26 protein-coding genes and 2 pseudogenes are annotated in these 26,862 nt (G+C 58.9%); 21 read left to right on the forward strand and 7 right to left on the reverse strand.

Translation table 11 applies throughout. The annotated features are described in order from the left end of the window. From RHIBR816_RS0129600 to RHIBR816_RS38920, 3 genes and pseudogenes are all read left to right on the forward strand, one after another. A partial coding sequence (locus RHIBR816_RS0129600; RefSeq protein WP_018240201.1) for a putative zinc-binding metallopeptidase occupies positions 1-402 on the forward strand: 402 nt, incomplete at its 5' end. Positions 403-528: 126 nt separating this feature from the next. Continuing rightward, complete coding sequence (locus tag RHIBR816_RS0129605; RefSeq protein ID WP_018240202.1) at positions 529-735, forward strand: CsbD family protein; 207 nt, start codon at positions 529-531, stop codon at positions 733-735. 28 nt (positions 736-763) lie between these two features. After that, positions 764-1,655, forward strand: a pseudogene (locus tag RHIBR816_RS38920) (sulfate/molybdate ABC transporter ATP-binding protein); the annotation flags it as partial. A gap of 356 nt (positions 1,656-2,011) precedes the next feature. Here RHIBR816_RS38920 and RHIBR816_RS38630 read toward each other — a convergent pair. Together RHIBR816_RS38630 and RHIBR816_RS0129625 are read right to left on the reverse strand one after the other, a co-directional pair. After that, positions 2,012-2,128: pseudogene (locus tag RHIBR816_RS38630) on the reverse strand (carboxymuconolactone decarboxylase family protein); the annotation flags it as partial. Between the two features lie 162 nt (positions 2,129-2,290). Continuing rightward, positions 2,291-2,992 (reverse strand): type 1 glutamine amidotransferase domain-containing protein, encoded by a 702-nt coding sequence (locus RHIBR816_RS0129625; protein ID WP_018240207.1) that lies wholly within the window; start codon positions 2,990-2,992, stop codon positions 2,291-2,293. Between the two features lie 213 nt (positions 2,993-3,205). On the opposite strand from RHIBR816_RS0129625, the gene RHIBR816_RS0129630 reads away from it, so the two are divergent. Next, positions 3,206-3,709, forward strand: a complete 504-nt coding sequence (locus RHIBR816_RS0129630; protein ID WP_026187580.1) for a TetR/AcrR family transcriptional regulator — start codon at positions 3,206-3,208, stop codon at positions 3,707-3,709. 175 nt (positions 3,710-3,884) lie between these two features. Continuing rightward, positions 3,885-4,097 carry a carboxymuconolactone decarboxylase family protein gene (locus RHIBR816_RS36585; protein WP_245262763.1) on the forward strand — a complete coding sequence of 71 codons (213 nt, stop codon included), beginning with the start codon at positions 3,885-3,887 and terminating at the stop codon, positions 4,095-4,097. Between the two features lie 77 nt (positions 4,098-4,174). Here RHIBR816_RS36585 and RHIBR816_RS0129640 read toward each other — a convergent pair whose 3' ends face one another. From RHIBR816_RS0129640 to RHIBR816_RS35370, 3 genes are all read right to left on the reverse strand, one after another. Beyond that, the gene (locus RHIBR816_RS0129640; protein WP_018240211.1) at positions 4,175-4,507 is read right to left on the reverse strand and encodes a cupin domain-containing protein; all 333 of its coding nucleotides are present in this window, start codon (positions 4,505-4,507) and stop codon (positions 4,175-4,177) included. A 70-nt stretch (positions 4,508-4,577) separates the two neighbouring features. Further along, positions 4,578-5,069 carry a FadR/GntR family transcriptional regulator gene (locus RHIBR816_RS37690; protein WP_052522759.1) on the reverse strand — a complete coding sequence of 164 codons (492 nt, stop codon included), beginning with the start codon at positions 5,067-5,069 and terminating at the stop codon, positions 4,578-4,580. Positions 5,070-5,318: 249 nt separating this feature from the next. Continuing rightward, the gene (locus tag RHIBR816_RS35370) at positions 5,319-6,014 is read right to left on the reverse strand and encodes a GntR family transcriptional regulator (RefSeq protein WP_198294191.1); all 696 of its coding nucleotides are present in this window, start codon (positions 6,012-6,014) and stop codon (positions 5,319-5,321) included. Between the two features lie 351 nt (positions 6,015-6,365). Here RHIBR816_RS35370 and RHIBR816_RS0129655 point away from each other — a divergent pair, with 351 nt between their 5' ends. The 8 genes from RHIBR816_RS0129655 (at position 6,366) to pyc (ending at position 16,879) form a co-directional block, all read left to right on the forward strand. Beyond that, a complete protein-coding gene (locus RHIBR816_RS0129655) occupies positions 6,366-7,367 on the forward strand; it encodes a dioxygenase (RefSeq protein ID WP_026187581.1) in 1,002 nt (333 codons plus the stop codon). Positions 7,368-7,477: 110 nt separating this feature from the next. Beyond that, the gene (locus RHIBR816_RS0129660) at positions 7,478-8,302 is read left to right on the forward strand and encodes an alpha/beta fold hydrolase (RefSeq protein ID WP_018240215.1); all 825 of its coding nucleotides are present in this window, start codon (positions 7,478-7,480) and stop codon (positions 8,300-8,302) included. 29 nt (positions 8,303-8,331) lie between these two features. Beyond that, positions 8,332-9,408: a substrate-binding domain-containing protein gene (locus tag RHIBR816_RS0129665; protein WP_018240216.1), complete on the forward strand. Its 1,077-nt coding sequence runs from the start codon at positions 8,332-8,334 to the stop codon at positions 9,406-9,408. 10 nt (positions 9,409-9,418) lie between these two features. Then, a complete protein-coding gene (locus RHIBR816_RS0129670; protein ID WP_018240217.1) occupies positions 9,419-10,945 on the forward strand; it encodes a sugar ABC transporter ATP-binding protein in 1,527 nt (508 codons plus the stop codon). Further along, entirely contained in the window at positions 10,942-11,931 is a 990-nt protein-coding gene (locus tag RHIBR816_RS0129675) for an ABC transporter permease (RefSeq protein WP_018240218.1), read from the forward strand. The genes RHIBR816_RS0129670 and RHIBR816_RS0129675 overlap by 4 nt, the downstream gene beginning before the upstream one ends. A gap of 70 nt (positions 11,932-12,001) precedes the next feature. Then, on the forward strand, positions 12,002-12,889 hold the full coding sequence (locus tag RHIBR816_RS0129680; protein WP_018240219.1) for a fumarylacetoacetate hydrolase family protein: 888 nt from the start codon (positions 12,002-12,004) through the stop codon (positions 12,887-12,889). A 29-nt stretch (positions 12,890-12,918) separates the two neighbouring features. Next, a complete protein-coding gene (locus RHIBR816_RS0129685) occupies positions 12,919-13,326 on the forward strand; it encodes a RidA family protein (protein WP_018240220.1) in 408 nt (135 codons plus the stop codon). 94 nt (positions 13,327-13,420) lie between these two features. Then, positions 13,421-16,879, forward strand: coding sequence for a pyruvate carboxylase (gene pyc / locus RHIBR816_RS0129690; protein WP_018240221.1), 3,459 nt, complete (start codon positions 13,421-13,423; stop codon positions 16,877-16,879). Positions 16,880-16,991: 112 nt separating this feature from the next. On the opposite strand, the gene RHIBR816_RS0129695 is transcribed toward pyc, so the two are convergent. Then, positions 16,992-17,954 (reverse strand): LysR family transcriptional regulator, encoded by a 963-nt coding sequence (locus tag RHIBR816_RS0129695; protein WP_052522760.1) that lies wholly within the window; start codon positions 17,952-17,954, stop codon positions 16,992-16,994. Between the two features lie 249 nt (positions 17,955-18,203). Between RHIBR816_RS0129695 and RHIBR816_RS0129700 the strand changes: the two genes are divergently transcribed. From RHIBR816_RS0129700 to RHIBR816_RS0129725, 6 genes are all read left to right on the forward strand, one after another. Beyond that, entirely contained in the window at positions 18,204-19,049 is an 846-nt protein-coding gene (locus RHIBR816_RS0129700) for an ABC transporter substrate-binding protein (protein WP_026187585.1), read from the forward strand. A 106-nt stretch (positions 19,050-19,155) separates the two neighbouring features. Then, the gene (locus RHIBR816_RS0129705) at positions 19,156-20,100 is read left to right on the forward strand and encodes an amino acid ABC transporter permease (protein WP_018240224.1); all 945 of its coding nucleotides are present in this window, start codon (positions 19,156-19,158) and stop codon (positions 20,098-20,100) included. Further along, positions 20,097-20,894 carry an amino acid ABC transporter ATP-binding protein gene (locus RHIBR816_RS0129710; RefSeq protein WP_018240225.1) on the forward strand — a complete coding sequence of 266 codons (798 nt, stop codon included), beginning with the start codon at positions 20,097-20,099 and terminating at the stop codon, positions 20,892-20,894. Before RHIBR816_RS0129705 ends, RHIBR816_RS0129710 begins: the two co-directional genes overlap by 4 nt. Positions 20,895-20,933: 39 nt before the next feature. Then, positions 20,934-22,154 carry a MalY/PatB family protein gene (locus RHIBR816_RS0129715; protein ID WP_157628266.1) on the forward strand — a complete coding sequence of 407 codons (1,221 nt, stop codon included), beginning with the start codon at positions 20,934-20,936 and terminating at the stop codon, positions 22,152-22,154. Between the two features lie 144 nt (positions 22,155-22,298). Beyond that, positions 22,299-22,721, forward strand: a complete 423-nt coding sequence (locus tag RHIBR816_RS34720; RefSeq protein ID WP_052522761.1) for a RidA family protein — start codon at positions 22,299-22,301, stop codon at positions 22,719-22,721. Positions 22,722-22,749: 28 nt separating this feature from the next. Then, the gene (locus tag RHIBR816_RS0129725; protein ID WP_018240228.1) at positions 22,750-23,721 is read left to right on the forward strand and encodes a 1-aminocyclopropane-1-carboxylate deaminase/D-cysteine desulfhydrase; all 972 of its coding nucleotides are present in this window, start codon (positions 22,750-22,752) and stop codon (positions 23,719-23,721) included. A gap of 118 nt (positions 23,722-23,839) precedes the next feature. Here RHIBR816_RS0129725 and RHIBR816_RS36590 read toward each other — a convergent pair whose 3' ends face one another. Next, positions 23,840-24,610: a helix-turn-helix transcriptional regulator gene (locus RHIBR816_RS36590; RefSeq protein ID WP_026187586.1), complete on the reverse strand. Its 771-nt coding sequence runs from the start codon at positions 24,608-24,610 to the stop codon at positions 23,840-23,842. A 373-nt stretch (positions 24,611-24,983) separates the two neighbouring features. Between RHIBR816_RS36590 and RHIBR816_RS36595 the strand changes: the two genes are divergently transcribed. Together RHIBR816_RS36595 and RHIBR816_RS34730 are read left to right on the forward strand one after the other, a co-directional pair. Then, complete coding sequence (locus RHIBR816_RS36595) at positions 24,984-25,826, forward strand: helix-turn-helix transcriptional regulator (protein WP_084811348.1); 843 nt, start codon at positions 24,984-24,986, stop codon at positions 25,824-25,826. A 291-nt stretch (positions 25,827-26,117) separates the two neighbouring features. Continuing rightward, entirely contained in the window at positions 26,118-26,846 is a 729-nt protein-coding gene (locus tag RHIBR816_RS34730; RefSeq protein WP_018240233.1) for a siderophore-interacting protein, read from the forward strand. Positions 26,847-26,862 lie beyond the last annotated feature (16 nt).

The following is a 26,862-nucleotide window of genomic DNA, read 5'->3' on the forward strand; positions in this document are numbered from 1 at the left end:
CATCATGGCGAGGGACCTGCTGCGGATTGGCAGCAAAGCTTCATTTCGGCCTATGCGGGCTGCCATCCGGCCGAGGATTTTGCGGAGTGCTGGGCGCACTTCTTCCATATCGTCGATACGCTGGAATCCGCACGCGCTTTCGGCCTGTCGATCGAGCCCTTCCGGCATAGCGATCTCGAGGCCGAGGTGACGTTCGATCCGTACCGCGCCGACAGCGCCCGGCAACTTGTCGACGCCTGGGTTCCGATCAGCTTGGCGCTGAACACGTTCCAGCGCTCGATGGGACAAGGCGACATCTATCCCTTTGTTCTGGCGCCGCCCGTGATCGAGAAGCTGGACTTCATCAACAGGCTGATCAAAGCCGCACGGGAAGCCAGCTCGTCGATAGCTGGAGGAAAATGAGCGGAGAGGGAAGGAGGCTTGTCGTTTGTGCTGAGGCCACAGCAGTCAATTCATGCCCGGCAAGGGTGAACCAAATCGGCGCTGGCGAGTTCAGAAGAACATACAGTAATCGCAGGAGGATCCGCCATGGATTGGAATCGCGTCGAAGGCAACTGGAAGCAGATCAAAGGCAAGATCAAGGAGCAGTGGGGTAAGCTCACTGACGATGATCTCGACCAGATCGCCGGCAACCGTGACCAGCTCGAAGGCAAAATCCAGGAACGCTATGGCATCGAAAAGGACCGAGCGCACCAGGATCTCGACGACTGGTGTAATCGTCAGACCTGGAATTGAACACGCCGCGACGGGCCTATGGAAGTAGGAATTCGGCGGCGTAAAAGCGCTCGCCGATGTAAGTCTTGAGATTCGCTCCGCGAACTGATCGCGCTGCTCGGTCCCTCCGGCTCGGGCAAGACGACACTGCTCCGGCTCATTGCCGAGCTCGAGGGTCCAACCGGAGGCATGATCTTCTTCGACGCCGAGGATGCGTGGAAGAGGACGGTGCAGGAAAGAAATATCGGCTTTGCCTTCCAGCAGACTACGCTCTTTTCCGACACATGACCGTGCTCGAAAACGTCTCCTTCGGCTTCGAGGTCAGGCCATCCAGCCGGCGGCCGCCGGCGGCCGAGATCCGCCGCCGTGCCCTCGATCTCATCGAACTGGTACAGCTTTCCGGCCTGGAAAAGCGCTATCCAGCCCAGCTTTCCGGCGGGCAGCGCCAACGGGTGGCGCTGGCTCGTGCCATGGCGGTCAAACCCAACGTGCTGCTGCTCGACGAGCCCTTCGGCGCGCTCGAGCAGGTCGGCACGCCCGACGAGATCTACGACCACGCGATTTCGCCCTTCGTTTACGGCTTCATCGGCCAGTCGAACGCCCTGAAGGTCACGCTTGCAAGCGGCGAAATCCGCTTCGCGGGCCGGCCGATCGGCCTGCGTGCAGCCAACGAACCGGACGGGCCGTCAATCCTCTATTTTCGTCCGCACAACGTCGAGCTCTTCGACGGCGCCGGCGGCTGTCTCTCCGGCCGGGTCACGGCAAGCCGGCGGGTCGGGGGCACGCGCCACCTCGAATTGGACATCGGCGAGGGACAGCCTTCGGTCGAGATCGAGTTGTCGCCCGAACGCGCATCCTCGGCCGACCGCGCCCGTATCGCATTCCGACCCACCAAGTGGAAGCTGTTTCCTGGCGAGGAGAACCCGAAGGCGGTTCGGTGAGGACGGGGCCAATGTATTCGTCGGGCCCGTTCGTTTGTTGAGCAAGCAATTAGGCGGTTTCTAAATGACGTTGAACATCCCGAAATCTTTCTTGCGGATAATCAAGACCCAGAAGAAGTTTCGACGCCTCGTCGAGACGTCGCTGCTGCGGCTTGCACGCGCTCTTTCCAACCTCTATCTATCGAAAGATAGGTGATCCTCGGCGCGTGGCCAAGCCCACTTGTGCACGAAGAGAGTGACCGGCGACGAGAGCCAGCCATTGCCCGGATCCCAGGCTCTGGCATGCGGGTCAGGGCAAACACATCAGGGTCCAGGCCATATGCGGGGCGAGGCCGGATAACCGGCCCTCGTTGTCGTTACCCTTTCGGCAGGCTCGCAATCGTATCGAAGACGCGGGCCGTATAGGTCAACGCCGCACCGGCATTCAGAGCGATCGCGGTGCCCAAAACCTCGGCGATCTCGCCGTTTGTGGCTCACTTTTTCCATTGTCGACAAGGCGTTGAGCCGCGGAGTGTCCGGTTTCGAAGGTCGATCGGAACTGTTCGCCACGGTCTTCTACAAGACCAGGCGGCCGCGCCCCGGCACGCAAGGATTGCTCGCTCTGGGGCGCCAAGGAGCGCCCCAGAAACTTGAATTTACGAAGTAAGGCGCTCCGACAGAGCTTCGGCGAGCGGTACCGCGGACGCCGGGCTCTGGCCCGTCATCAAGATGCCGTCGACGACGACGTTCGGCTCCCAGTTCGCCTTGCTCTGGTAGTTGGCACCGCGGTTCTTGAGCTCGTCTTCGAGCGAGAACAGCAGGTGGTGGAGCAGTTCAATCTCGGTGTCCTCGGCGTTCTTGAAGCCGGTGACGTTGAGGCCGTTTACGAGATACTGGCCATCGTCCTTCTTGACATCGCGCAGGATCGCGGGTGCATGGCACACCATGGCGATCGGCCGGCCGGCCTTGTGGAAGTCACGGATCAGCTTGATGGCGAAGGAGTCGGAGGCGAGATCCCAGAGCAGACCGTAGCCACCCGGGAAGAAGACGGCATCGAACGAGCTGTAGTCGATGTTGCGCAACTTGCGGGTGTTGCGGGCGGCGAACATCGCGACCGGGTTGGCCAGGAAGCGGTCCGTATATTCGGTGGTAAACGGCGCCTTCATGCTGAGAAGATCGATCGGGGCCTCGCCGCCCTCGGGAGAGGCGAATACGACCTCATGACCGGCGCCGGTCAGGATATAGTAGGGCGCGGCCAATTCATGAAACCAGGTGCCGGTCTGCTTGCCACTGAGGCCCATCTCGTCGACCGACGACATGATGAGGAGGATGCGCTTTTGCTTATTGCCAGTGCTCATTAGATCTTTCCTTTCCCGTGGTCTTGTGACCAAACCCATAATGTCAGTTGCTATCTATCTAGCGATAGGTAGACGCCTGATACCTAGTCGCATCAAACGGATCTTGCAAGACCTATCTATTGATAGATCAGAATATTTTTTCGGCGGTCGCGCCGGTGTTGCTATTCTCCTCGGAATACCCTATCTACTGATAGATTGAGAAAGGCCATAGCAGTGAGCGACACGACAGAGGCAATCATGGACGCCGCCGAGGAGCGGATTCGCCGGGCGGGCTACAGCGGCTTCAGCTTTCGGGAAATTGCCGCAGACGTCGGCGTGAAGAGTGCGAGCGTGCACTATCATTTTCCGACGAAAGAGAGGCTCGCGGCGGCCGTCGCCCGCCGATACACGGACCGCTTTCTCGAGGCGGTGGATCATCAGCTCGCCGGCGGCGAGGATATCGTCGAGGCCTGGCGGCAGGTCTTTCGTGTCGCCCTGCAACGCGACGGAAGAATGTGCCTCTGCGGCGCCTTGGGGGCGACATCGCAAGATTTGTCGAGTGAAGTCAGGGAGGAAGTCAAACGGTTCTTTCTGCTCGGGATCGACAATCTCACCAAGGCGGGACTAGCCCGAAACAGCGCGCTGCACGTGCTTGCCGCCCTGGAAGGCGCGATGCTGACGGCGAACGTCCTGGAGGATCCATCTCTGTTCGACAAGGGAACTGCCGCCCTCGCGTGATCCTATTCTCGCTCCCCGTGCGTCCGTGAAAAGCGTGATCAAATGGGCGGGCTGCCTGATGATCTAGGCGCGCACGTCGATGCAGAGGGAGAGGACATGAGCAATATTCAGGACTCAAACGCCTATCGCGACGCTCTCATCGGCCGCGTCAGCGACTTCGCCAAGGAGCTCGGACGTGCTGCGCGGCCTTCATGCGATCGAAGATAGCGGTGCTAATATAGGCAGGCGCGTGCCAACGATGCGCGACCTGATCGCTCTCGCTGTCGCCGTAACAACGCGCTGCTGCGGCTGCATCGCTGTGCATGCGAAGAAGCGGCAAATTCGGGCTTCGACGGAGGAGAGTGACGAGGCGCTCGGCGTCGCGATCGAGGCGCTGCCGATCACGTGATCCAGGACGGCGAGGGCGCGTGCTTTCGCGGCCGCACCCGCCATTTCCTTGTATGGGGGCGCAGGTACACCCCGCTGTTATTGCTTTTGCAGAAAGTCGTCCCGGCGCGGATTAAACGTATCGATCAGAAGGCCCTGGGTTACAGCAACCACCCCATGAACGAGGTGCGGCGCGACGATAAAACTGCTCCCCGGGCCGAGGCGGACGGTCTGCCCGTCGACAGTCACATCGAAGGTGCCCTCGGCCACGTAGCTCACCTGGGTGTGCATGTGAGAGTGTAGGGGGCTGATTCCGCCTTCCTCGAAGCGAAATGCGGCAAGCATGAGTTCTGGACGCTCGCTGAGTATGGCTCTGCGGTTGCCCGGCGCGACTTCGATCCATTCGAGGTTTTCTGGAAGCGTATAAAACATTAAATCCTCACTCTTTCGGTAAACGTGCGGTGGGAGATGCAAATCGCAATCTGAAACCCACCAATCTTTATCAAGGCTGTTTCTCGATCACTTGCTCTACGACTGCCGACGCGCTGTCGGCGTCCCTGGCCTCGATCGAATTTAAAAGAGACGACAGGCATGCAGTGCGATCAACCAACATCCAGCTTTCCGAGACGCCAAGCTCTTGATCATTTCGAAGCGCTGCTGCGAGGCTCATGTAAAGATCGACGAGCATCTTGTTTCCCGAGCTCGAAACTATTTGACGGTGCAAATCGGCAGCATGGGCTTCGCGGTCGGCGGGATCCGTTCCCAATCGATGCGGCTTCGCGAGAGCACTTCTGATTTCCTCAATCTGGGAAGGTGTCGAGTGCCGGGCGGCCAAACTGACTGCCTGTCTGTAGATCGCGCCAAGCACTTCCCGCTTGTCGCGCAGGCTGTAGTGTCTGAGGTTTTTCTCGAAAGGAGCCGCTGCAGGAGAACACACATAGGTCCCCGAACCCTGGCGCGTCTCGAGCAAACCTTCGGACACGAGAACCCGCACAGCTTCTCGGATCGTTCCCGGCTTACCGTCAACGTATCGGCGAGAACAGATTCATTTGGAAGGCGCGTCCCGATCGGCCACTTGCCGCCGCTCACCTCGGATCGCAGCATGTCGGCAGCAGTCTCAGAAATGTTTCTACGACGGATCGGACGCACGATTGTTCCCTACGCCTTCCGGCCGGTCAGCGTTGTAGCGGCAAATGAGTCTCGCAAGATGTCTTGGACGGCTACGGCAGCAGCCGTTTGAAGATTAGGAGACAGGCTGTCGAGCCGACAGCTTTGATCGCGTCTTCGGTTTTTCTTGTGCGGCCTGGAAATGCTCCAAAATCCGGTCACGCTGCCGCTCGATGTGATTTCTTATCGTTTCGGACAAGCCTGCCAGGTCGCGGCGCTTGAAGGCATCGAGAATGGAGCGGTGCTCTTGGACGATGACCATCGAACATTCCGGATAGCGGTCGTAAAGGTTTTCGAACCAGTCCAGGTAGACATCGCAATCGCGCCCGACTTCGTTCACCGCTTCATTGCGGCAAGAATGCCGGATCTTGAGGTGGAATTTGTGGGAGACGCTCTTATAGGTCCTGACATCGTTCTGTTCGACAGCGGTGGCCATCTGTTCGGCGTATCGCTCAAGCTCGTCGACGTCGTCCTCACTCGCTGACAATGAGGCGAGATAGGTGCGACCGACATCGACGATCCACCACAGTTCGAACTTCTCTCGAATCATCTCAAGGCTTGGGACCGTTATCTTGCGATCCCGCATCCCGGACCGTTGGGTAAGCCCGGCACGCTCCAGTTCCGCCAGCGCCTCGCGGGCCGGAGAGCGGCTGACACCGTAGGTTTCGGCCAGTGCCTCTTCCGAGATGGGACTACCTGGAAGCAGTTGTCCTTGCAGAATGTCGTTCTTGACCATCGAGTATAGCTGGGAAGAGAGCTTGGATCTCTGCATTTGGCGCTTCGGAGCGGACTCTGAAACCATTCGTATTCATCCTTTAAAAGTTCATCTCGGCAGGCGCGGCTGCGCCTCCTGAAAACATAAGTCGCTTGGGTCCGCACGCCACGAGCTCCCAGGGCACATGCACATCGGCCGTTCTCCCCGTTTCGCGCGTCAGCTCAACCGTCTGACCAAATCGTTATCTGCGATCATAAACCACTTGCAATCGCTTGTCACGTATGTATCCTGAATCCCGTATTCTGTATCCGAAAGAATGCTGATTAAGTTGGCGCCCATTCGCCGCCGGCAAACCGCGTCATCGGGCCGTTGACCGGCTGAACGAACGCATCAATGAGGAGGAAGTTAATGGCTGAAGTTGTTTGCGCCCTGAGCATGTCCCATGCCCCCGGCGTCCTTGGATGGGCGGACGCGCCATCCGAAGCGGTTAAAAAGAGCATCCACGAAGCCCATCAAGAATGCGCTCGGCGTCTCGAGGCGGCACGCCCCGACTTGATCATCGCCTTCCTGGACGACCATTTCGAAAACCATTTCCGCAACATGATGCCGGCCTTTGCCGTCGGCATCTCGGCGTCCCATAGCGGTCCCGCCGACTATATGATGGAAGCTCTCAAGTTCGACGAAAAGGTCGTGATCGAGAGCAATGTCGAGCATGCGGAGACATTGCTTCGTGGGCTCATCAAGCGCAACTTCGATGCGGCGCGCATGGGGGAGATCGAATACGGCAACAACCTTCTTGTGCCGTGGAAGCTGATCCGACCGCAATACGACATTCCCGTCATTCCGATCTACACGAACGTATTCTCGCCGCCGCTGCCGAGCATGGCGCGTGCATACGACATGGGTGCAGCGGTGCGCGATATCGTTGAACGCGAATTGCCGGCCGGCCTTCGGGTTGCGTTCCTGGCCACCGGCGGCCTGTCGCATTGGCCCCCCGTCTGGACCGAAGGTGCGCCGGAAGACGACCAGTTCCTCCAGCGCATGAAGCGCTATCAAAGCGAGGGGAAGCATGTCGCGGAGGAGGATCCGACGCTCTATTCCGACCTGGCCGCCTACGAGATCGAAATGGCCGACAAAATGCAGTGGCCGCTGCGCCATCAGCACCCCCTGGTCAACGCGGCGTGGGACCGTGAAATCATCGAAGCCTTCGGAAAAGGCGACATCGAATACCTTCGAAGCTGCACCTACGAAAGTGTGGAAGAGGGTGGCGGACACGGGGGTCACGAGATCCTCAACTGGATGGCCGTGATGGGCGCCATGCGCGGGGCAAAGGCTGACGTCATCGGTTATGAGCCGGTTGTCGAGTGGATCTGCGGTATGGGCTACATCGCCTACGACGCCGCAGCATAACTGCAGTCAACCACCACGTTGCCGAACCCCATGAGCCCGCACCGGCAAGTGCGGTGCGGGCTCATGCGTCCCGTTCGACAAGACTCTAGCTGGCGTTTCTGGAGATAGGCATGCCTCATTTTGAAGACCGAGAGTTCTCGATTGACGGCCACCGGGTCGCCTATATCGAAGGCGGCAAGGGTTATCCCCTGCTGATGATTCACGGATCTGGTCCCGGCGCCTCCACATTGGGAAACTGGAGCCGGGTCCTCGGGCCCTTGTCCGAGCGATATCATGTCAATGCAATGGATCTGATTGGTTTCGGGAAGTCGGATCGTAAGAAATCAGAGCCCTTCTTTGATCTCGATCTCTGGGTTCGGCAATGCAAGGCCATGCTGGCAAAGATCCCCGGTGAAAAGGTCGGCATCATAGCTCATTCCATTTCAGCGTCGCTCGCCCTGCAGGTCGCCGCTTCTGAAAGCCGCGTCGGTCAGGTCCTGACCACCGGGGCCATGGGCGCGAAATTCACTGTCAACGAAGGAACAGTGGCCTGCTGGACGTTTCCGGAAACCCGGGCGGATCTGCAGAAAGCGATCGGGTTCCTGATCAACGACAAGTCGCTGATCGACGACGCCTATCTGGACGCACGGGTAAAGGTCCTCCATGAGGATCCCAGCTACAAGGACTATTTTTCGCGCATGTTTGCCGGCGACCGGCAGCGCTATGCGGATCTCGCCATCATCGACCCTTCGGTGCTGGCCCGTATCAAGTGTCCAGTGACGATGCTGCACGGGAGAGTGGACGAACCGTTCCCGCCAGCGACCACTCTCAAACTCGCCGACCATATACCGCAAGCGGACGTCGTCCTGCTCGCAAATTGCTCGCACTCAGTGGCGCTTGAGCGAACGGACGCCCTGTTGTCCGCCGCTCACACGCTGTTCCCGCAACCACAATAAAATAACAACACCTCAGAGGGGTTTGACCAATGGTTACCGGAATTTCGAAATACACACTCAGCGTCGCCCGCATCGCCTGTGCTGTCGTCGTTGGATCACTTTTCGCGTCGCATTCCACCTTGGCCGAGGAGCCTGACCGGCTGGCTGGAATTGTCGAGCCGGTCGTCGCGACGAAGCCGCTCAAACTCGGCGTAACGCTGGTCCATCTCAACGACGATTTCTGGAAAGGCATCGCCTACGGGATTGCCGACGAGGCAAAGCGAAGCAACGTCACGGTCGCCCAGATTTCGATCGCCGGCGCATACGGTAATGTGACGCAACAATTCTCGCAGATCGAAACCTTGCAAAGCCTTGGTGTCGACTATGTCGTGCTCGGCGCTGCTGCTTACAAAGGCTATGATCCCCAGCTCAAGCGGCTGAAGGATGCGGGCATCGGTGTCATTGCCGCAGGCATCCCGGTCGACAGCAAGAACGTCGATTTCGGTGTCACGCAAGATGATGGAGCAATCGGTGTTGGGCTGGCCAAGGAGATCTGCGGGGCCGCCGGATCGGACAATACCGGCGTCATTGCGCTACCGGGACCCGCTGGCGCTGAATGGGCGCGTTTGCGGCTCGATGGTTTCGAGCAAGGCCTCAAAGCCTGCCCGAACGTCGCGTTGGCCAAGGGTGCTGTTACCGGCGGGCTTGAGCTGGAGCAGGGCCTCACCCAGGCATCGGATATGCTTCAGAAAAATCCGGACACCAAGTTCATTTTCACGCCCGTGATACCGCTTGGACTTGGTGCGGCTCAGGCAGCTCGACAGAGCGGCATCCAAGCCCAGGTGGTTTCGGCGACGATCGTCCGGGAGGCTCTCCCGTTGATCAAGAACGACCGCTTGTTGGCGCTCACGTCGGAGCCCGGCATCCTGATGGGCCGTCTGATCGTACAGTTCGCCATTCGAGATCATGAGAAGCTCTCGAAAGGTGACGAGTTCAAGTCGCAGGGCATGGCCTATCCGACGATCTTCACCAACAATGCCGTGATCACAAAGACGAATGTCGATTCCTACGGTTACGATGTCTACGACCTTCCGCCGAAGGATTGGTCTTTGAACATCAAGCAGTGAAGGTGGCCTGATGACACCACTCCTGCGACTAGTCGACGTCAGCAAGTCCTTCGGAGCGACAAGGGCGCTCCGGGGGGTCTCCATCGATATTTTCCCGGGTGAGATTCATTGCATCATCGGGGAAAACGGGGCGGGCAAGTCCACGTTGGGCAGAATCTGCGGGGGCTTTGTCCGGCCAGATACCGGCAGCTTCTGGTATGGCGGCAAGGAAGTTCCTTTTTTCAGCCCAGAAGAAGCGCGGGCAGCCGGCCTGGCGATGGTTTTCCAAGAGCTTTCGCTGGCACCAGACCTGAGCATTCAAGACAATCTCTTTCTGGGCGCTGAGCCGACACGCAACCCTCTTCGCGTGCTCAGACGCTCGCGAGAGCGGTCGGAATGCCAGAGCGTTCTGGAAGCGGTGGGGCTTGGCAGGATCGAGATCAGGCAGCCAGTCGGCCAACTCCCGCCTGGTCAGCAGCAGCTTGTTGAAATCAGCAAGGCCCTGGCGCGTAACCCGAGAATTCTCGTGCTCGATGAACCCTCGGCCATGCTCAGTCTGGCCGAGCGCAAACACCTGCACGGGATCGTGGGCGAACTTAGGGCCAACGGCACTGCGATCGTGTTCGTTACCCACCATGTATCAGAAGTCGCCGAGCTCGCCGACCGCGTCACCGTCCTTCGCAATGGCGCTCTGGTTGAGAGCATTGCCGGGCGCCAGACCGTCGATCAGATCGTTGAGCGTCTCGGCGGCGGCGGTATTCCCGCGGTGCAGCGGCCACAGCGCCGGGTCGTTCAAAATCCCGACAATGGCACGGCCGATTTGCTGTCGATCGTGGTGCCGCGTCTGAACGGTGGCACCGAAGCAATCCGCGTGGCGCCTGGCGAAGTCGTCGGCCTCTATGGCGTCATTGGCTGTGGTAGCGAGCGGATTGCCTCAATCGTATCGGGCCAAGCATCGGACGCTGCATCCGTGGCGATGGAGCTCGAGGGGCAAAAGATCGCCGTCAATACGCCTGTTCGGGCGCGTAGGCTCGGAATAGGGCACCTTCCAAACGGCCGGGCCGCGAACGGGATTCTCCCGACGAGAAGTATAAGCGAAAACCTCTATTTGCGTCCCCGCAGCCGCAAGCAACGGGCGTCGCTCGCTCCGACGGGTGGAGATCCTGACAAGGAACTGTCGGAAATCGGTGTTCGATACGGCAATGCTAAGGACCCGATTACGAGCTTGAGCGGCGGCAACCAGCAGAAGGTCCTTATAGGTCGGCTGCTCGGATCCGACCTCCGTCTGCTCCTGCTCGAAGAGCCGACGGCCGGAATCGATATCGCCGCAAAAGCGGACGTTCACAATCTGCTGCGCAAATGCACAGGCAAGGGATGGGGGATCCTTCTTGTGTCCAGCGATCTCGAAGAAGCGATCGCGCTCAGCGACCGCATTCACACGATGTTCGACGGACAGTGCGTGCGCACTTACAGCGCCCCGACCACCGGCGACATGTCGTCGATCTCGGCGGACGTGGTTGGCGCGACACATGCAAAAGACAGGGAGGAAGTCCTATGAGTTCGCAAAGCAGCATCAACCAGGCCAGTCCTCCGAAGGTGCGGCATCTGTTCGGACACATCGGCTATGCCGATTTGATGTTGCCGTTGCTTATCCTATTGCTGGCGCTCGTCGCAGTGATGATCGAGCCGCGATTTCTTTCAACGAACAACCTGCTCAATCTCCTTCGGCAATTGACGCCATTGCTGATATTCGCAGCCGCCCAAGGCATAGTGATCATGTCCGGCGGGCTGGATCTTTCGCAATCATCCGTCTTGTCCGTGGCCGGGGTCGCAGGCGTCCTCGTGATGCCGCAGCTCGGTATTGGCGGCGGCGTTTGCATCATGATTGCTGTTGGCGCTTTTTGCGGGCTGTTCTCGGGCTTCGTCGTCGCCGCTACGGGGGCTAGTCCGCTCATCGTCACCCTATCCGCCCTTTCCATCACACAGGCGTTCGCTCTCATTTTGGCGAATGGCGTGCCGATCTACGACGTTCCCGGTGAATATACCGATCTGGTCGGCTTCACCTCACTTGCCGGAATTCCGGTGATGGTTTTGATCGGCCTGGCGGTCTTGGCTTGCTGTTGGATTCTGCTGCGCTTTACCGTCTTCGGACGGTACGTGTACGCGATGGGTTCGAACTATTCTGCGGCTTTGCATTCCGGCGTCGATGTCCGCTTCTATACGGTGCTCGTCTATGTTTTGAGCGGCACCTGCGCCGGGATCGGTGCGGTCGTCGTGACCGCCTGGACAAGCGCTGCCCAACCGATTGCAGCACCCAATCTCGCTTTGCAGGCCCTTGCCTCCGTCGTTCTTGGTGGGGTGGCTCTCAAGGGCGGCAGCGGTGGAATGATCCATGTGGTGTTCGGTGTCGTCACGCTCGGAATGCTTTCGAATGTCCTGAACATGATTGGCGTGTCCGCCTATTTCCAAACGCTGGCAGTCGGCCTCGTCATTCTGCTGGCAGTCTGCCTCGACCGGCTCCGGCAGCGCTCGGCTCGCCGATAAAAGTCCCCGATCTCGCATCCAACATGGGTGGTGCAGTGCCCACCCATCCCCTCAGACAGGAGTAAAATTGATGAAGTTTGTTACATTCCAGCATCGGGGCAATAGCGCCGTCGGCGTTCTGGTCGACGACGGTTCTCGCCTGGTCGACCTTACCGCAGCGGGCCTCGCAACAGATATGCAGGATCTGATCGAGAACTCCGATCAGCGCACTGCCCAGATCGAAAAACTTGTCCAAGAGAGAGCCAGCGCATTGCAGCTCTCCGAGGTGGAGCTTCTGGCGCCGATCCCCACCCCTCGCCGGAACATCTTCTGCGTGGGCAAGAACTATCATGAACATGCTGCAGAGTTCGGTCGCAGTGGTTTCGACGCCGGGTCGATCGGCGGCTCCGAAGTTCCGGAATATCCGATCATCTTCAGCAAGCCGCCGTCATCGGTGATCGGCCCCGGCGCAACGATCGAGTGGGCAAATGATCCCTATCAGTCGGTGGACTACGAAGCCGAGCTTGCTGTCATCATCGGTCGTTCCGGCCGCGTCACCGAAAACGATGACCCGATGGATTTCGTCTTCGGCTATACCATCATCAACGACGTGACCTCGCGTGAACTGCAGAAGCGCCACAAGCAGTGGCTGCTCGGCAAAGGTATCGACACCTTCGCGCCGATGGGGCCGGCGATCGTCACGCGGGAAGCAATGGGCGACATTTCTTCCAAGGGCATTCGCTGCCATGTGAATGATGAGCAGCGTCAAAATGCCCGGATTGGCGACCTGATCTTCGACATTCCGACTCTGGTTCGAACGATCGGTCGCTCGATCTCGCTGGTGGCCGGCGACATCATTGCCACGGGTACACCTGTTGGTGTCGGCATTGGATTTAACCCGCCGAAATACCTCAACCCGGGCGATCGCGTTCGCGTCGAAATCGACGGAATCGGCACGATCGAGAACCCCGTCGGATAATCATCGCACATCGAAGCTAGGAGTATAGAATGGCCGACATCAATATTTACAACCCGGAAAAGCTTGGCCCCCCAATGGGTCAGTACACGCATGTCACCCGCGTGAAGGCGAACGAGTTCCTGTTCATCGCGGGGATGCTTTCCGGTGACTCTGCTGGAAACGTCATCGGCGAGAGTGACTTTGACACCCAGACCGCGCAGGTTTTCAAAAACGTGGAAGCCGCATTGGAATCTGCCGGGGCGTCCTGGAGCAATGTCGTACAATTCACGACCTATCTGGTCCACTCACAGGACATCCCGAAGTTCATGGAATTTCGTCTGCGTGAGTTTCCCAAGATGTTCCCGGACGGCAAATATCCGCCGAACACTTTGCTGATGGTCGACCGGCTGGTGAAGGAGCCGTTCCTCGTAGAGGTCCAAACGATCGCAGCGCTCTAAGCGCGAATACCTTCTCCGATAATCGAAGAGAGTAGGCTCAGCCAAGCAGGCGAGGGCCTGCTCTCGGCCACCTGGTTTGTGAAGAAAAGTTGCGATGCCCATCTCAAAGATCCTTGTTGCCAACCGTTCCGAAATTGCCATCCGCGTCTTCCGTGCGGCCAATGAGCTGGGTTTGAAAACGGTCGCGATATGGGCTGAGGAGGACAAGCTCTCGCTGCACCGGTTCAAGGCCGACGAGAGCTACCAGATCGGCCGCGGCCCGCATCTTTCCCGCGATCTCGGGCCGATCGAAAGCTACCTTGCGATCGACGAGGTGATCCGCGTCGCCAAGCTGTCGGGCGCCGACGCCATCCATCCGGGCTACGGGCTGTTGTCGGAAAGCCCGGAATTCGTCGATGCCTGCGATGCCGCCGGCATTACCTTCATCGGTCCGCGACCGCAGACCATGCGCCAGCTCGGCAACAAGGTCGCGGCGCGCAACCTCGCCATTTCCGTCGGCGTGCCGGTCGTGCCGGCGACCGATCCGTTGCCGGACGATGAGGCCGAAATCCATCGGCTGGCCGACGCGATCGGCTACCCGGTGATGCTCAAGGCCTCCTGGGGCGGCGGCGGCCGCGGCATGCGGGCGATCCGCGACCCGAAGGACCTGATCCGCGAGGTGACCGAGGCCAAGCGCGAGGCCAAGGCCGCCTTCGGCAAGGACGAGGTCTATCTGGAAAAGCTGGTCGAGCGGGCCCGCCACGTCGAGAGCCAGATTTTGGGCGACACGCATGGCAATGTCGTGCATCTGTTCGAGCGCGACTGCTCGATCCAGCGGCGCAACCAGAAGGTCGTCGAGCGCGCCCCGGCCCCCTATCTCAGCGAGGCGCAGCGCCAGGAGCTCGCCGCCTATTCGCTGAAGATCGCCGAGGCGACCAACTATATCGGCGCCGGCACGGTCGAGTACCTGATGGATGCCGACACCGGCAAATTCTACTTCATCGAGGTCAATCCGCGCATCCAGGTCGAGCACACGGTGACCGAAGTGGTCACCGGCATCGACATCGTCAAGGCGCAGATCCACATCCTCGACGGCTTTGCCATCGGCACGCCGGAATCGGGCGTGCCGAAGCAGGCGGACATCCGCCTCAACGGCCATGCGCTGCAGTGCCGCATCACCACGGAAGACCCGGAGCAGAACTTCATTCCCGACTATGGCCGCATCACCGCCTATCGCGGCGCCACCGGCTTCGGCATAAGGCTCGATGGCGGCACTGCCTATTCCGGCGCGGTGATCACCCGCTATTACGATCCGCTGCTCGAAAAGGTCACCGCCTGGGCGCCGACCCCGCAGGAGGCGATAACGCGGATGAACCGGGCGCTGCGCGAATTCCGCATCCGCGGCGTCGCCACCAACCTGACCTTCCTCGAGGCGATCATCGGCCACCCGAAGTTCAAGGACAACAGCTACACGACCCGCTTCATCGACACGACGCCGGAGCTGTTCCAGCAGGTGAAGCGCCAGGACCGCGCCACCAAGCTGTTGACCTATCTCGCCGATGTCACCGTCAACGGCCATCCGGAGGCGAAGGGCCGGCCGCAGCCCAGCGACGATATCGCCGCGCCGGTGGTGCCGTTCATCAATGGCGAGGCAAAGCCCGGCACCAAGCAGAAGCTCGACGCGCTCGGGCCGAAGAAATTCGCCGAATGGGTGAAGGCGCAGCCGCAGGTGCTGATCACCGACACGACGATGCGCGACGGCCACCAGTCGCTGCTGGCGACGCGCATGCGCACCTATGACATCGCCCGCGTCGCCGGCACCTATGCAAGGGCGCTGCCCAATCTGTTTTCGCTCGAATGCTGGGGTGGCGCCACCTTCGACGTGTCGATGCGCTTCCTGACCGAGGATCCGTGGGAGCGGCTGGCGATGGTGCGCGAGGGCGCGCCGAACCTGCTGTTGCAGATGCTGCTCCGCGGCGCCAACGGCGTCGGCTACAAGAACTACCCCGACAATGTCGTCAAATACTTCGTCCGCCAGGCGGCCAAGGGCGGCATCGACGTCTTCCGCGTCTTCGACTGCCTGAACTGGGTCGACAACATGCGGGTGTCGATGGACGCGGTCGCCGAGGAGAACAAGATCTGCGAGGCGGCGATCTGCTACACCGGCGACATCCTCAATGCGGCCCGGCCGAAATACGACCTGAAATACTATACCGCGTTCGCCGCCGAGCTGGAAAAGGCCGGCGCCCATATCATCGCCGTCAAGGACATGGCCGGGCTGTTGAAGCCGGCCGCCGCCCGGGTGCTGTTCAAGGCACTGAAGGAGGCGACCGACCTGCCGATCCATTTCCACACGCACGACACGTCCGGGATCGCCGCCGCGACGGTGCTGGCGGCGGTCGAATCCGGCGCCGATATCGTCGATGCGGCGATGGACTCGCTCTCCGGCAACACCTCGCAGCCCTGCCTCGGCTCGATCGTCGAGGCGCTGTCCGGCTCCGAGCGCGATCCCGGCCTGAACCCGGAATGGATCCGCCGCATCTCCTTCTACTGGGAGGCGGTGCGCCATCAATATGCGGCCTTCGAAAGCGACCTCAAGGGGCCGGCCTCGGAGGTCTACCTGCACGAAATGCCGGGCGGCCAGTTCACCAACCTGAAGGAACAGGCGCGTTCGCTCGGGCTCGAGACCCGCTGGCACGAGGTGGCGCAGGCCTATGCCGACGCCAACCAGATGTTCGGCGACATCGTCAAGGTGACGCCGTCGTCGAAGGTGGTCGGCGACATGGCGCTGATGATGGTTTCCCAGGACCTGACCGTTGCCGACGTCGAAAACCCGGCGAAGGACATCGCCTTCCCGGACTCGGTGGTGCAGATGCTGAAGGGCGACCTCGGCCAGCCGCCGGGCGGCTGGCCGCAAGCGCTGCAGAAGAAGGCGCTGAAGGGCGAAGCGGCCTATACGGCCGTGCCGGGCTCGCTGCTGCCGCCGGCCGATCTCGATCAGGAGCGCAAGGTGATCGAGGAGAAGCTCGGCCGCAAGGTCGACGACTTCGAGTTCGCCTCCTACCTGATGTATCCGAAGGTGTTCACCGACTATGCGCTCGCCGCCGAGACCTATGGTCCGGTCAGCGTGCTGCCGACGCCCGCCTATTTCTACGGCATGGCGCCGGGCGAGGAGCTGTTCGCCGACATCGAGAAGGGCAAGACGCTCGTCATCCTCAACCAGACGCAGGGCGAGATCGACGAGAAGGGCATGGTCAAGGTGTTCTTCGAACTGAACGGCCAGCCGCGGCCAATCAAGGTGCCGGACCGCAACCGCGGTGCCTCCGCCGCCATCCGCCGCAAGGCCGAGGCCGGCAATGCTGCCCAGCTCGGCGCGCCGATGCCGGGCGTCATCTCGACGGTCGCCGTCCATCCCGGCCAGCCGGTCAAGGCCGGCGACGTGCTCTTGTCCATCGAGGCGATGAAGATGGAGACGGCGCTGCACGCCGAGAAGGACGGCGTGGTCGCCGAGGTGCTGGTCAGGGCCGGCGACCAGATCGATGCCAAGGATCTTCTGGTCGTCTATCGTTCCTAAACCGCCTTCTCCCAGGCCGCGAACGCTGCCTTCCTTCGCCCGGTATCACAGTGCCGGGCGCTCTTTTTGGAGATTGTCCTGCGATTGACCAGTCGCCAACAACTGTCCGGCCTTAGGGATGAGCGATGATTTGATGAAGGGACGCCCGCTTCTTCTCCTCGCATGCCGTCACAATGGAGCGAATGCAGCTTCTCAACCAGATGTGCCCTGCATCTGTCTGTTTTGTTCGGACATAGATCAGCGAGATCCGAACATCGGGCAAGGCCAGGGGGGGGCGCGTGACGAGAATCTCGCTGCTATCATCGAGTAGCGACAGCATTCCATCCGCAAACGCCGCGATCATCTGCGTGCCTTTCAGCACTTTTGGAGCGACCATGTAATAGGGGATCGTTGCGGCAACCCGGCGCGACAGTCCGATCGTCGCCAGTGCTTTGTCGCTTACACCGGATTCATCGCCGTCTGGAGAGATTTGCAGATGAGGCATTGCCAGATATTTCTCCATTGTGAGATCCATTATCACCGGGTTCCCGCTCCAGGCCGCACAGAGCATTTCATGCCGCGCCAGAACCGTCTCCACGATATGGGATTCCCGGATGATCGGATTTCCGATCAACACGCAATCGAGATCCGGATCGCTGAGCAATTCTGCGGCCTCGTAAAGATAGACCGGAACGATGCGAAGCCTGGCATTGGGAGCCTTCGAGTTGAATTCTTCGAGCAGCGCAGCCAAGTACAGCGCGCTGGTGTAGTCGGTCACGCCGATCCGAAATTGACGATGGCTCTCATTAGGTTTGAAGTTGATGCGCTGGGACACTACCCCTTGGATATCCGAAAGTGCCTGCGTGATCACGGTTGCCAATTCCCGTGCCTGCGCTGTCGGATTCATGGAACCGGCATGCTTGACGAACAACTCGTCACCAAAAATCTCGCGCAACCTGTTCAGCGAATGGCTGATCGCCGACTGGGTACGACCGGCGCGGTCCGCTGCGCGCGTGACACTACGCTCCTGCATGAGCAGATCGAATACCCTCAACAAGTTGAGGTCAATCTGGTTTAGAGTGAAATCACTTCTCATGCGGAGGCCCTCTCTTGAAATTTTCGCCCCAGTATAATGAATCAGGCTCATATTAACATTATGAATATTCATTCGCAGTCTGGATAACCTGCAGCTATGTTTTCTTTCGCGGGTGCAGAGAGGATGCATCCCGAAAAGCCCGTTATCGCGCCGCTCTTCAACGGAGATGCAAAGTCACGCTTGCGTCTCCCATTGGCGAAATGCGCGCAAAACGCGGTCATTAAGACAACGCGAAAAAGGGAACCTGAAATGACTGCCATTAAATCTGCAATACTTTCAACAGTGGCGCTCGTAGCGAGCGCGACTGTTTCGCTCGCTGGCGAGATCGCGCTCCCGTCCTACGTGAAGGACAGCGGTAAGCTGCCAATCGCGACCACCATCTATGCTCCCTTCTCTTACATCGATGAGAGCGGCAAGCAGGTCGGTCTCAGCGTCGAATTGGCTCAGGCAGCTGCAAAAGTGCTTGGCGTTGAGCTGACCATCGACCAGGTCCCATTCACATCTCTCATTCCGTCTTTGAGTGCTGACCGGATCAAAATCGCCTGGCTCAATGCATCGGTAACTGAAGAACGTCTCAAGCAAGCGGATTTCGTCGCGTGGATGGAGGACGGCACCATCGTTTCGACCCTCCCCGAAAACAAAGACAAATACGCGAAGCGCACGGCACTGTGTGGCGGCACCGTCGCTGTTCAGTCCGGCACGGCAGCCGACTTTTCCGCGGATCAGTTGAACAAGGAGTGCAAGACCGCCGGCCTTCAGGAATTCAAGAAGGATATCTACCCGTCGCAGCAGGACACTGTGCAGGCCGTGATCACCGGACGTGCGGACGCTTATCTGGATGACTCTACGTCAGCCGGATACTATTCGCAGGTCAGCAAGGGAAAGCTTGTTCTGACTGGCGAGGTCTTTCACAAGAAGCCAATCGGCCATATCATAAAGAAGGGTGATGCTGAAACCGCCAGCATGCTTGCTGACGCAATTCAGAAATTGATTGACGACGGCACCTACAAGACCATCCTCGACAATTACGGCATGTCTTCGTCAGCAATTGCGAAACCGATCGTCTACACGAACGTATCCCAGCTCAAAGACTGACCGCCAACCCCGCTCTGCCGGGTCCGGCAGAGCGGGGTAATCAGGCAATTAGGCCGCAACCCGTTTGCGAAAAGTCATCATATCACCCGAAGAAGGAGTCGAGGACTTGAACGTTCTCCCCCTCAAAGACGATAGCGTCGCCGCCAAGCGCGCGCAGTTCACGGTGGTGCCTCTCCGTCATCCCTGGCGTTGGGCTGCTGCTGCAATCGTCGCAATTCTTCTGCTCTTGCTGCTGCAGGCAGTCGTCAGCAATCCAAATCTTCAGTGGCCCGTGGTCGCCTCCTACATCCTCAACCCGATCATCTTGCGGGGTCTTTGGGTAACTGTCGGCTTGACCCTGGTCATCATGTTTTTTGCCAGCGTCATCGGCATGATCGTTGCTTTGATGATGCTCTCGCCGAGCAAAATGCTGTCACTCCCAGCCGCGGGGTTTATCTGGTGGTTCCGCGGCACGCCGGCACTCGTCCAGCTTATCCTGTGGTATAATCTGTCGCTCATCTTCAAGGACATTACGCTGTGGTTGCCGGGGCTCGGTACCGTCTTTTCGGTTCCCACGAACACCGTCATGACGCCGTTGGTAGCGGCCGTCGTTGCCCTGTCCCTTCACGAAGCGGGATATATGGCGGAGATCATTCGAAACGGGTTGAAATCAGTGAATCGCGGGCAGACAGAAGCTGCGCTCTGTCTCGGGATGAAACCCTCTCTGCTGCTGCGGCGGATTGTCATTCCCCAAGCGATGCGCGTCATTATTCCTCCAACAGGGAACGAGACGATCAATCTGCTCAAAACGACCTCGCTCGTCAGTATCATTGCCGTCGGCGACCTGTTGTACTCGGCGCAGGCGATCTACGCCCGGACGTTCGAAACCATCCCGCTCCTGCTCGTCGCCACCTTCTGGTACCTGGTCGTCGTCTCCATCATGACCGTCGGTCAAGGCTACCTTGAACGTCATTATTCCAGGGATGAAGCCGGACACGATCCAGCTCCGGGGGGCTTTTCGCGGCTGGGTTCGATTCTCATGATGCGCGAAAAATGGAGAGGTGCGCAATGAAGACCAATCATTTTGAACGGTTCGCTATCTCTCCGTCCGTCATGATACACGCGTCAGATGTCAGGAAGTCTTACGGCAGTCTTGAAGTTCTGAAGGGCGTGAATATTTCGGTGCCGAACGGTTCGGTCGCCTGCATTATTGGGCCGTCCGGCTCGGGCAAGAGCACATTTCTCAGATGCATCAATCATCTCGAGGAGATCAACAGCGGGCTGCTGCTGGTCGATGGGGATTTTGTTGGGTATCGCCTGAAAGACGACAAACTCCACGAATTGAGAGCGTCGCAGATTTGTGCTCGACGCGCCGAAATCGGCATGGTCTTCCAGCATTTCAATCTCTTCCCGCACATGACCGTGTTGGAGAACCTGATCGAAGCCCCGATCAAAGTACGTGGGGAACATCGCGCCGAGGCGCGGCTGCACGCTTTGGAGCTGCTACGCCGCGTAGGGCTGGCGGAAAAGGCTACTGCCTTTCCAAGACAACTATCGGGCGGCCAGCAGCAGCGAGTTGCAATTGCGCGCGCGCTTGCCATGCGCCCTAAGGTGCTGCTGTTCGATGAGCCGACCTCGGCGCTCGATCCCGAACTTGTCGGCGAAGTCCTGTCGGTCATGAAGGATCTCGCGCGCGATGGCATGACGATGGTTGTGGTGACGCACGAAATCGGATTCGCCCGGGAAGTCGCCGACCAGTTGATCTTCATGGACGGGGGAACTGTCATGGAACAAGGCGATCCGCGCGAGATGATCGCCAATCCCCAGTCGCCCCGAACGCGCGAGTTCCTGGCCAAAGTCCTCTAGCCGCGTTGCAACGACCAGAAAGATATTCGGAGAAATATGATGCACGATTTGCACCGGGCGCCGGCTGACGCCGCCGCGGAGACGACCGACTTTGACGAAATTCTCGACCGCTCGACGCTGAGCACCGTCAAATGGGAAATGGAAATAGACCGTACCGGAAACAAATCCCTGCTTGGATTTGGTACCGCAGACATGGACTTCCGCTCTCCAAAGCCGATTGCCACAGCTCTCGAACGCACCGCTCGCCTCGGCCATTTTGGTTATCCTTACAAGCCGAACAGCTACTACGAAGCTCTGATCGGCTTTTATAAGAGGCATTTCGGGTGGGAGATCAAGCGCGAGTGGATCGCCCACAATGTCGGCATCTACCCCTCCATGCGACCGTTGATCGATCGCCTCAGTGTCGAGGGGGACGCGATCATCTACCAGCCCCCGGTTCACTTCCAATTCAGGAATATCGTTGCCGCCGCCGGACGTGTGCCCGTCGCAAATCCCCTGGTTCTTCGCAACGGCCGCTATGAGTTCGACTTTGATCAGCTTTCCCACTGCGTTAGTAGTCGCACAAGGCTGCTCTTGCTTTGCAATCCTCACAACCCCGTCGGGCGGGTGTGGTCGCGAGACGAGTTAGCGCAGCTTGCGGAGTTTTGCCAGCAGCACAACATCGTCGTCGTTTCCGACGAGGTCTATTGTGGCCTGCTGCACGACGGCTTTCACTTTACGCCTTTTGGAAGCGTGTCGTCAGATGCGCTTATGAATTCGGTAAGCCTCCTTTCTGCCAGCAAGATGTTTAACCTCACCGGGCTGAAGCACTCCCAAGTCATTGCCGCAAATCCCAGGCTCATGCACGAATATCTCGAGGGGTTGAAGCGCGATACCTCGGGCTACGGCGGTTCTCTGTTTGGCCACGCCGCGACCGAGGTGGCTTACCGGGATTGCGATGGGTGGCTGGCCGATCTCATGAAGTATGTTGCCGGCAACTATGCCTTTGCCGAGGCCTTCTTCAAGGAAAGACTGCCGCGCATTCGCATACGCCCGACAGAGTCCACCTACTTCATGTGGCTTGACCTTTCGGATTACGGCATGTCGCACCAGGAGATGCTCGACTTGTTCGAAACGAGGCATGGCCTCGTCCTCAACTACGGTGAAGACTATGGGCCGGGCGGTGAAGGACATATCCGTCTGAATATCGGCACGCCGAAGTCTATTCTTGTTCAAGGAATCGGCCGGATGGCGCAAGCATTATCCAGCCAGGAAAGGTGATCGTGGCCTTCCAGGACTATTCCTTCCCTGGCTCCCACCCCGACGAGATGTCGGCGCGATCATGTGCCGACAGACGCTCCGCTCATATTCGAAAAGCCGTGATGCATCCCATCAGACGGGCATCTCCAACTCCTGCGAGGAAACATGGAAATCTCGACCCCTAACGCACCTGCAGCTGTCGGCCCCTACAGCCAGGCCAGACGTCACGGGAACCTGCTTTTCGTTTCGGGCCAGCTGCCACTCGACCCCACGACAGGGACAATGGCCGGCGATGCGGAAGAGCAAATGCGCCAGGTGCTCGCAAATATCGAAGCGATCGTGACAGCGGCGGGGGCAAAGATGTCCGATGTCCTCAAGACGACCGTGCTCGTGACCGATCTTTCGAAGTTCAAGCAGTTGAACGAAATCTACGCTGCGGCGTTCCCGAAGCCCTGTCCGGCACGCGCGACCTATCAGGTGGCGGCGCTGCCGATGGGCGCTCAAGTCGAGATCGAGGCGGTGGCCGTCATTCCCGGTGAAGCTGACTACGCTTGTAAAGGTTCCTGCGCGGCGGCAGCCTTGTCGTGAAAAACCAATAGCCCGAGAGGTTAGTGCGATGACAGATCACCTGGATTCGGTCCGACTTGGCTTTTTTCCAACCCCGATCGACAAGTGGGACAATCTTGGGCGTGAACTCGGCATTTCACTGAGCGCCAAACGGGACGATCTCTCCGGTCTGGGCGGCGGCGGTAACAAAATTAGGAAGCTCCAATATCTTCTCGCCGAAGCCAAAGCGGAAAATGCAACGACGCTGATCACGGCTGGGGCGGCGCAATCAAACCATGTTCGGCAAACCGCGGCTGTTGCGAGAAAACATGGCATGCGGCCTTTAGCCCTGCTTCGCGGGCAACTGCCGCCGCGCGCCTCGGGAAACCTGCTTCTCGACGAGCTTTTGGGCGCGAAGCTGGAATTTCACGATCGTGACGACTTCAACGCCGTGGTCGTGGACCTGATGCTGGACCGCAAGGCAGAGCTGGAAGCCTCAGGCGAGCGCGCCTATGTCATTCCGATCGGCGGGTCGAGCCCGTTGGGAGCTCTTGGTTACGTCGATTGCGCCAAAGAGATGCGCGAACAGTTTGATGCGCGGCGACAGAGACATCCAGACTATATCGTTGTCGCAATGGGCTCGGGCGGCACCTACGCCGGTCTCGTCGCAGGATGTGCGCGTCATCTGCCCAACACCCAAGTTTTCGGTATCGTTATTACGACGGCGGCCTTTGCTGCGCGCGAATGCGCGGCTTCATTGTTAAATGACACGGCTCGACTTGCCGGTGTCGATCGGCGCTGGGATGCGGAAGATCTGTTGCTGAATTATGACCATATCGGACCCGAATACGGAATCGCCAGCCAAGAAGGCAATGCCGCAATCCGCAAAGTGGCAGAAGCCGAAGGGGTTTTTCTGGATCCGACTTATACGGGAAAGGTCTTCGCCGGATTGATTGCCGCTATCGGAAAAACGATCCCTACAGGTAGCGATGTGATCTTCGTGCACACGGGCGGAAGCCCCGCGCTCTTTGCAGCACGGTGACGTGCCCGTTCAACCAAAAGTCAGATCGAGTGTCGACCTTACGCGATCGTCGGCCTTGAGGCGACAGCGAGCCGTCGGGTAAGACGTTGAAGGCCGGCGCTCACGTAGACTGGGCGGCTCACTTGAAGAACCGGGCGGGTGTTGTTCCGAAAGTTTCGCGGAACGCCGCGACAAAACTGGAGGCGGATTCATAACCGACATCGAAGGCGACATTGGTAACAGCTTCTCCGTATGCCAGAAGTTCGAGGGCGGTCAGCAAGCGGAACCGTTGACGCCATGCGCCGAAAGCAAGATGGGTTTCTCGGACGAAAATGCGCTCGATCGTCCTTGAACTTGCCCCCACGCGTGCGGCCAATGAGGCGAGAGGTTCGCGACTTGCGGGTTCGCGCTTGAGCATTTCCACTATGCGCAAACCTCGTGGATCAGTGGGAACGGTAAGATCGACAGGCGATCGGTCGAGCGTCGCGATCTGATCGAGCAAAACCTCGCAAAGCCGAGCTTCCTTCGACCCCGGTTCGTAATTCCACGGCAAAACCGCGCATGACGAGATCAACTCACGTACCAGCGGTGTCACCTCCACAACAACGCAAGACGGCGAGGCAGGAGCGCAATCAACAGCCGGATCGATGTAAAGAACGCGAATTTCGGCTGCTCTCGCAACGCTCAATTTATGGTCCGTATTGGCGCGTATCCACAATGCCCGTGTGGGAGGCAGCACCCATCTACTGGCTTGTGTCGACACATTGATCACACCTTTTATCGCGTAAATGAGCTGGTGGCGCCGGTGATTGTGGAAAGCTGCCTCTGTTGACGACCAGCTTTCGACCCGGCCCACAACAGGAGCGGAGGCGAAATCAGGATCGGGGTCGTTTTGGCGAATGCGCAACATCGAGGCGGATTATATCGTTAAATCGTCGCACAATCCATCCGCTTTGACGGCGCGTTCTTAAGGCGCGGACAGCGGATCTGGCCATAGCGGTGTCGTGTCATCAACACATATTGGCCGGCAGCAGATATTTACGCGCGGCATCGACTGGTATTCTGCCTCACGGTTTCCGGCAATAGATGTAACGCGCGGTCCACTGAAGAACACGGCGCTGCTATTGTTGTGCAATGAATCATATCGAGCACGTGATCGGTGTCGGGACTGCCAGATTGCAGACCTGGACAGTGTGTGCGTGTGGCCAAAATCTTGGAGAGGATAGAAGCAGATTATTCCGAAGAGTTGTTCCCTTTCGCATACGGCGCCAGGGAGTGTCGCAATGGATCATGATCCCACGATTTCAGTGGCGAACGCGACACCTGACATCCTTGATGATGGCGATGAGGCTCTTGGCGATCCGCGTGTCATTTTCCGATGGCATCATTACCCGTCGGCGCACGTGGTGTCCCGTCATCTTCACGCCCGTGTCCAGCTTGTTTGCGTCTTTGCCGGCGTGGTCGTTGTGGAAACGGACGACGGGCGCTTCATGACACCACCCGGGCATGGCCTTGTGGTGCCTGCGGGGCTGCCGCATTCTCACATCGTTCTAAGCGATGTAGCGATGGTTTCCGTCCATTTGAACCCGGCAGAAGCTGTCGGGCGCCAAGAGCCCTTTGTTTTTGAGGTGACGGATCTCGCTCGTAGCCTCTTGTTGGAAGCCGTCAAACTTAGTGAAGCTGCCATCGCGAACACAAGGTCTTGTCTCGTGCAGGAACTTTTGATCGAAGAGATCACGAATTTGGAAGAAAAACATCTCGTCCTCTCGTTCCCGTCAGATGTGAGGCTGGCAGGACTATGCCGCGGTTTTTTGGAAGCTCCGACGCCGAACGATCATATCGATGATTGGGCGGGAAAGCTCGGAATGAGCCGCAGAGCCTTCACGCGATTTTTCCGCCGAGAGACTGGGGTAAGCTTTCTGAAATGGCGCCAGCAGGCGATAGTGTTTTCAAGCTTGCCCCGTCTTTCAGTGGGGGAGCCGGTAACATCAGTCGCGCTTGAGGCGGGCTACGGCAACATCGGCGCCTTCACTACGATGTTCCGTCGGGTCATGGGCCTTCCTCCAAAACAGTATGCCGAAAAGGGCAAGTCCTTTGCCAAGCGTGATGTGGAACCCGAGGCTTGATCCGGCGACAGGCGGCAATGGTGGCTGATCCACCATCGGCGAATGAGTGCAAGATGAGCGCTCGACCTCGGAAGCGCGCAATGGCTTTTGCCCGGCGACGAGATCCTTGAAAAGCATGGCGTTCGTGGTCGCAAGAAGCTCAATAAGGGCCAGAAATCGGTAAACTGGTTGGCGATGTCAGGATATCGCTAAAGGCTGTCCGTTCCTCAATATCGGTCGCCGTACAAGTCCTTTAAGCGTTCTCCGGAACGCTTGGTGAAACCAGGACAAGAGCGACGAGGTCGTGCAGACATGAACAAAGCGGACGTAAATCCTCCCTACGACATCTTTAGCGTGACTGTGAAGAAAGCGATCCTGATAACCCCGTTCTTGAAGCGTATAAGCGTGGATGCGCGGGAGGTATCGGGACTGCGACCAGATTTGCCCGGTCAATACCTGAAAGTCTTCGTTCGCGACGCCGATGGATTCCGGCAGCCTGGGCGCGCTTATACTGTTAGGCGATTCAATCCCGGGACGGGTGAACTTGAACTCGACTTTGTGCTGCACGGCGACGAGGGCAACATATCAAGGTGGGCGTCCCGAGCAGAAATCGGTGATAAACTGGAAATAAGCAGGCCTAACACGCGCAGCGGGATCTCGATCGATCCGGAAATCAGGAACTACTTTCTTTTCGCCGACGAGACCGGTTTGCCAGCTGTCGCCGCGATCGTGGAGGCGCTCCCTGCAGCGGTGGAAGCACGCGTGTTCATTGAAATCGCGAATGCTAAAGAGATGCAGCCCGTAAAGGGAGAGGCGGCAATTTCAGTGCGCTGGCTTTGCCGGGAACTCGGCGAGCGACTGGTTGATGCTGCCAAAGATCTGTCCATCCCATCGGGTTCCCTGGTTTGGGTGACAGCGGAATCAGGCCAGGTTTCGGCGATTAGGACAGGGCTGAAAAAACAAAAATCGCTAGGGACCTGCGCGGTTCATGCGAGCGGGTATTGGAAGAAGGGCGTGGCCGATCATCGCGATCCCGACTGACGCTGCCATCGGTAAC

It is taken from the genome of Ensifer sp. BR816 (genome assembly GCF_000378985.1).
Lineage (GTDB): Bacteria > Pseudomonadota > Alphaproteobacteria > Rhizobiales > Rhizobiaceae > Sinorhizobium.

Coding starts and splice junctions, on each gene's coding strand:
- RHIBR816_RS0129605 (WP_018240202.1), top strand. CDS start 529: ATGGATTGGAATCGCGTCGAAGGCAACTGGAAGCAGATCAAAGGCAAG.
- RHIBR816_RS0129625 (WP_018240207.1), bottom strand. CDS start 2,992: ATGAGCACTGGCAATAAGCAAAAGCGCATCCTCCTCATCATGTCGTCG.
- RHIBR816_RS0129640 (WP_018240211.1), bottom strand. CDS start 4,507: ATGTTTTATACGCTTCCAGAAAACCTCGAATGGATCGAAGTCGCGCCG.
- RHIBR816_RS35370 (WP_198294191.1), bottom strand. CDS start 6,014: ATGCAGAGATCCAAGCTCTCTTCCCAGCTATACTCGATGGTCAAGAAC.
- RHIBR816_RS0129655 (WP_026187581.1), top strand. CDS start 6,366: ATGGCTGAAGTTGTTTGCGCCCTGAGCATGTCCCATGCCCCCGGCGTC.
- RHIBR816_RS0129660 (WP_018240215.1), top strand. CDS start 7,478: ATGCCTCATTTTGAAGACCGAGAGTTCTCGATTGACGGCCACCGGGTC.
- RHIBR816_RS0129665 (WP_018240216.1), top strand. CDS start 8,332: ATGGTTACCGGAATTTCGAAATACACACTCAGCGTCGCCCGCATCGCC.
- RHIBR816_RS0129670 (WP_018240217.1), top strand. CDS start 9,419: ATGACACCACTCCTGCGACTAGTCGACGTCAGCAAGTCCTTCGGAGCG.
- RHIBR816_RS0129675 (WP_018240218.1), top strand. CDS start 10,942: ATGAGTTCGCAAAGCAGCATCAACCAGGCCAGTCCTCCGAAGGTGCGG.
- RHIBR816_RS0129680 (WP_018240219.1), top strand. CDS start 12,002: ATGAAGTTTGTTACATTCCAGCATCGGGGCAATAGCGCCGTCGGCGTT.
- RHIBR816_RS0129685 (WP_018240220.1), top strand. CDS start 12,919: ATGGCCGACATCAATATTTACAACCCGGAAAAGCTTGGCCCCCCAATG.
- pyc (WP_018240221.1), top strand. CDS start 13,421: ATGCCCATCTCAAAGATCCTTGTTGCCAACCGTTCCGAAATTGCCATC.
- RHIBR816_RS0129695 (WP_052522760.1), bottom strand. CDS start 17,954: ATGAGAAGTGATTTCACTCTAAACCAGATTGACCTCAACTTGTTGAGG.
- RHIBR816_RS0129700 (WP_026187585.1), top strand. CDS start 18,204: ATGACTGCCATTAAATCTGCAATACTTTCAACAGTGGCGCTCGTAGCG.
- RHIBR816_RS0129710 (WP_018240225.1), top strand. CDS start 20,097: ATGAAGACCAATCATTTTGAACGGTTCGCTATCTCTCCGTCCGTCATG.
- RHIBR816_RS0129715 (WP_157628266.1), top strand. CDS start 20,934: ATGCACGATTTGCACCGGGCGCCGGCTGACGCCGCCGCGGAGACGACC.
- RHIBR816_RS34720 (WP_052522761.1), top strand. CDS start 22,299: ATGGAAATCTCGACCCCTAACGCACCTGCAGCTGTCGGCCCCTACAGC.
- RHIBR816_RS0129725 (WP_018240228.1), top strand. CDS start 22,750: ATGACAGATCACCTGGATTCGGTCCGACTTGGCTTTTTTCCAACCCCG.
- RHIBR816_RS36590 (WP_026187586.1), bottom strand. CDS start 24,610: ATGTTGCGCATTCGCCAAAACGACCCCGATCCTGATTTCGCCTCCGCT.
- RHIBR816_RS36595 (WP_084811348.1), top strand. CDS start 24,984: ATGGATCATGATCCCACGATTTCAGTGGCGAACGCGACACCTGACATC.
- RHIBR816_RS34730 (WP_018240233.1), top strand. CDS start 26,118: ATGAACAAAGCGGACGTAAATCCTCCCTACGACATCTTTAGCGTGACT.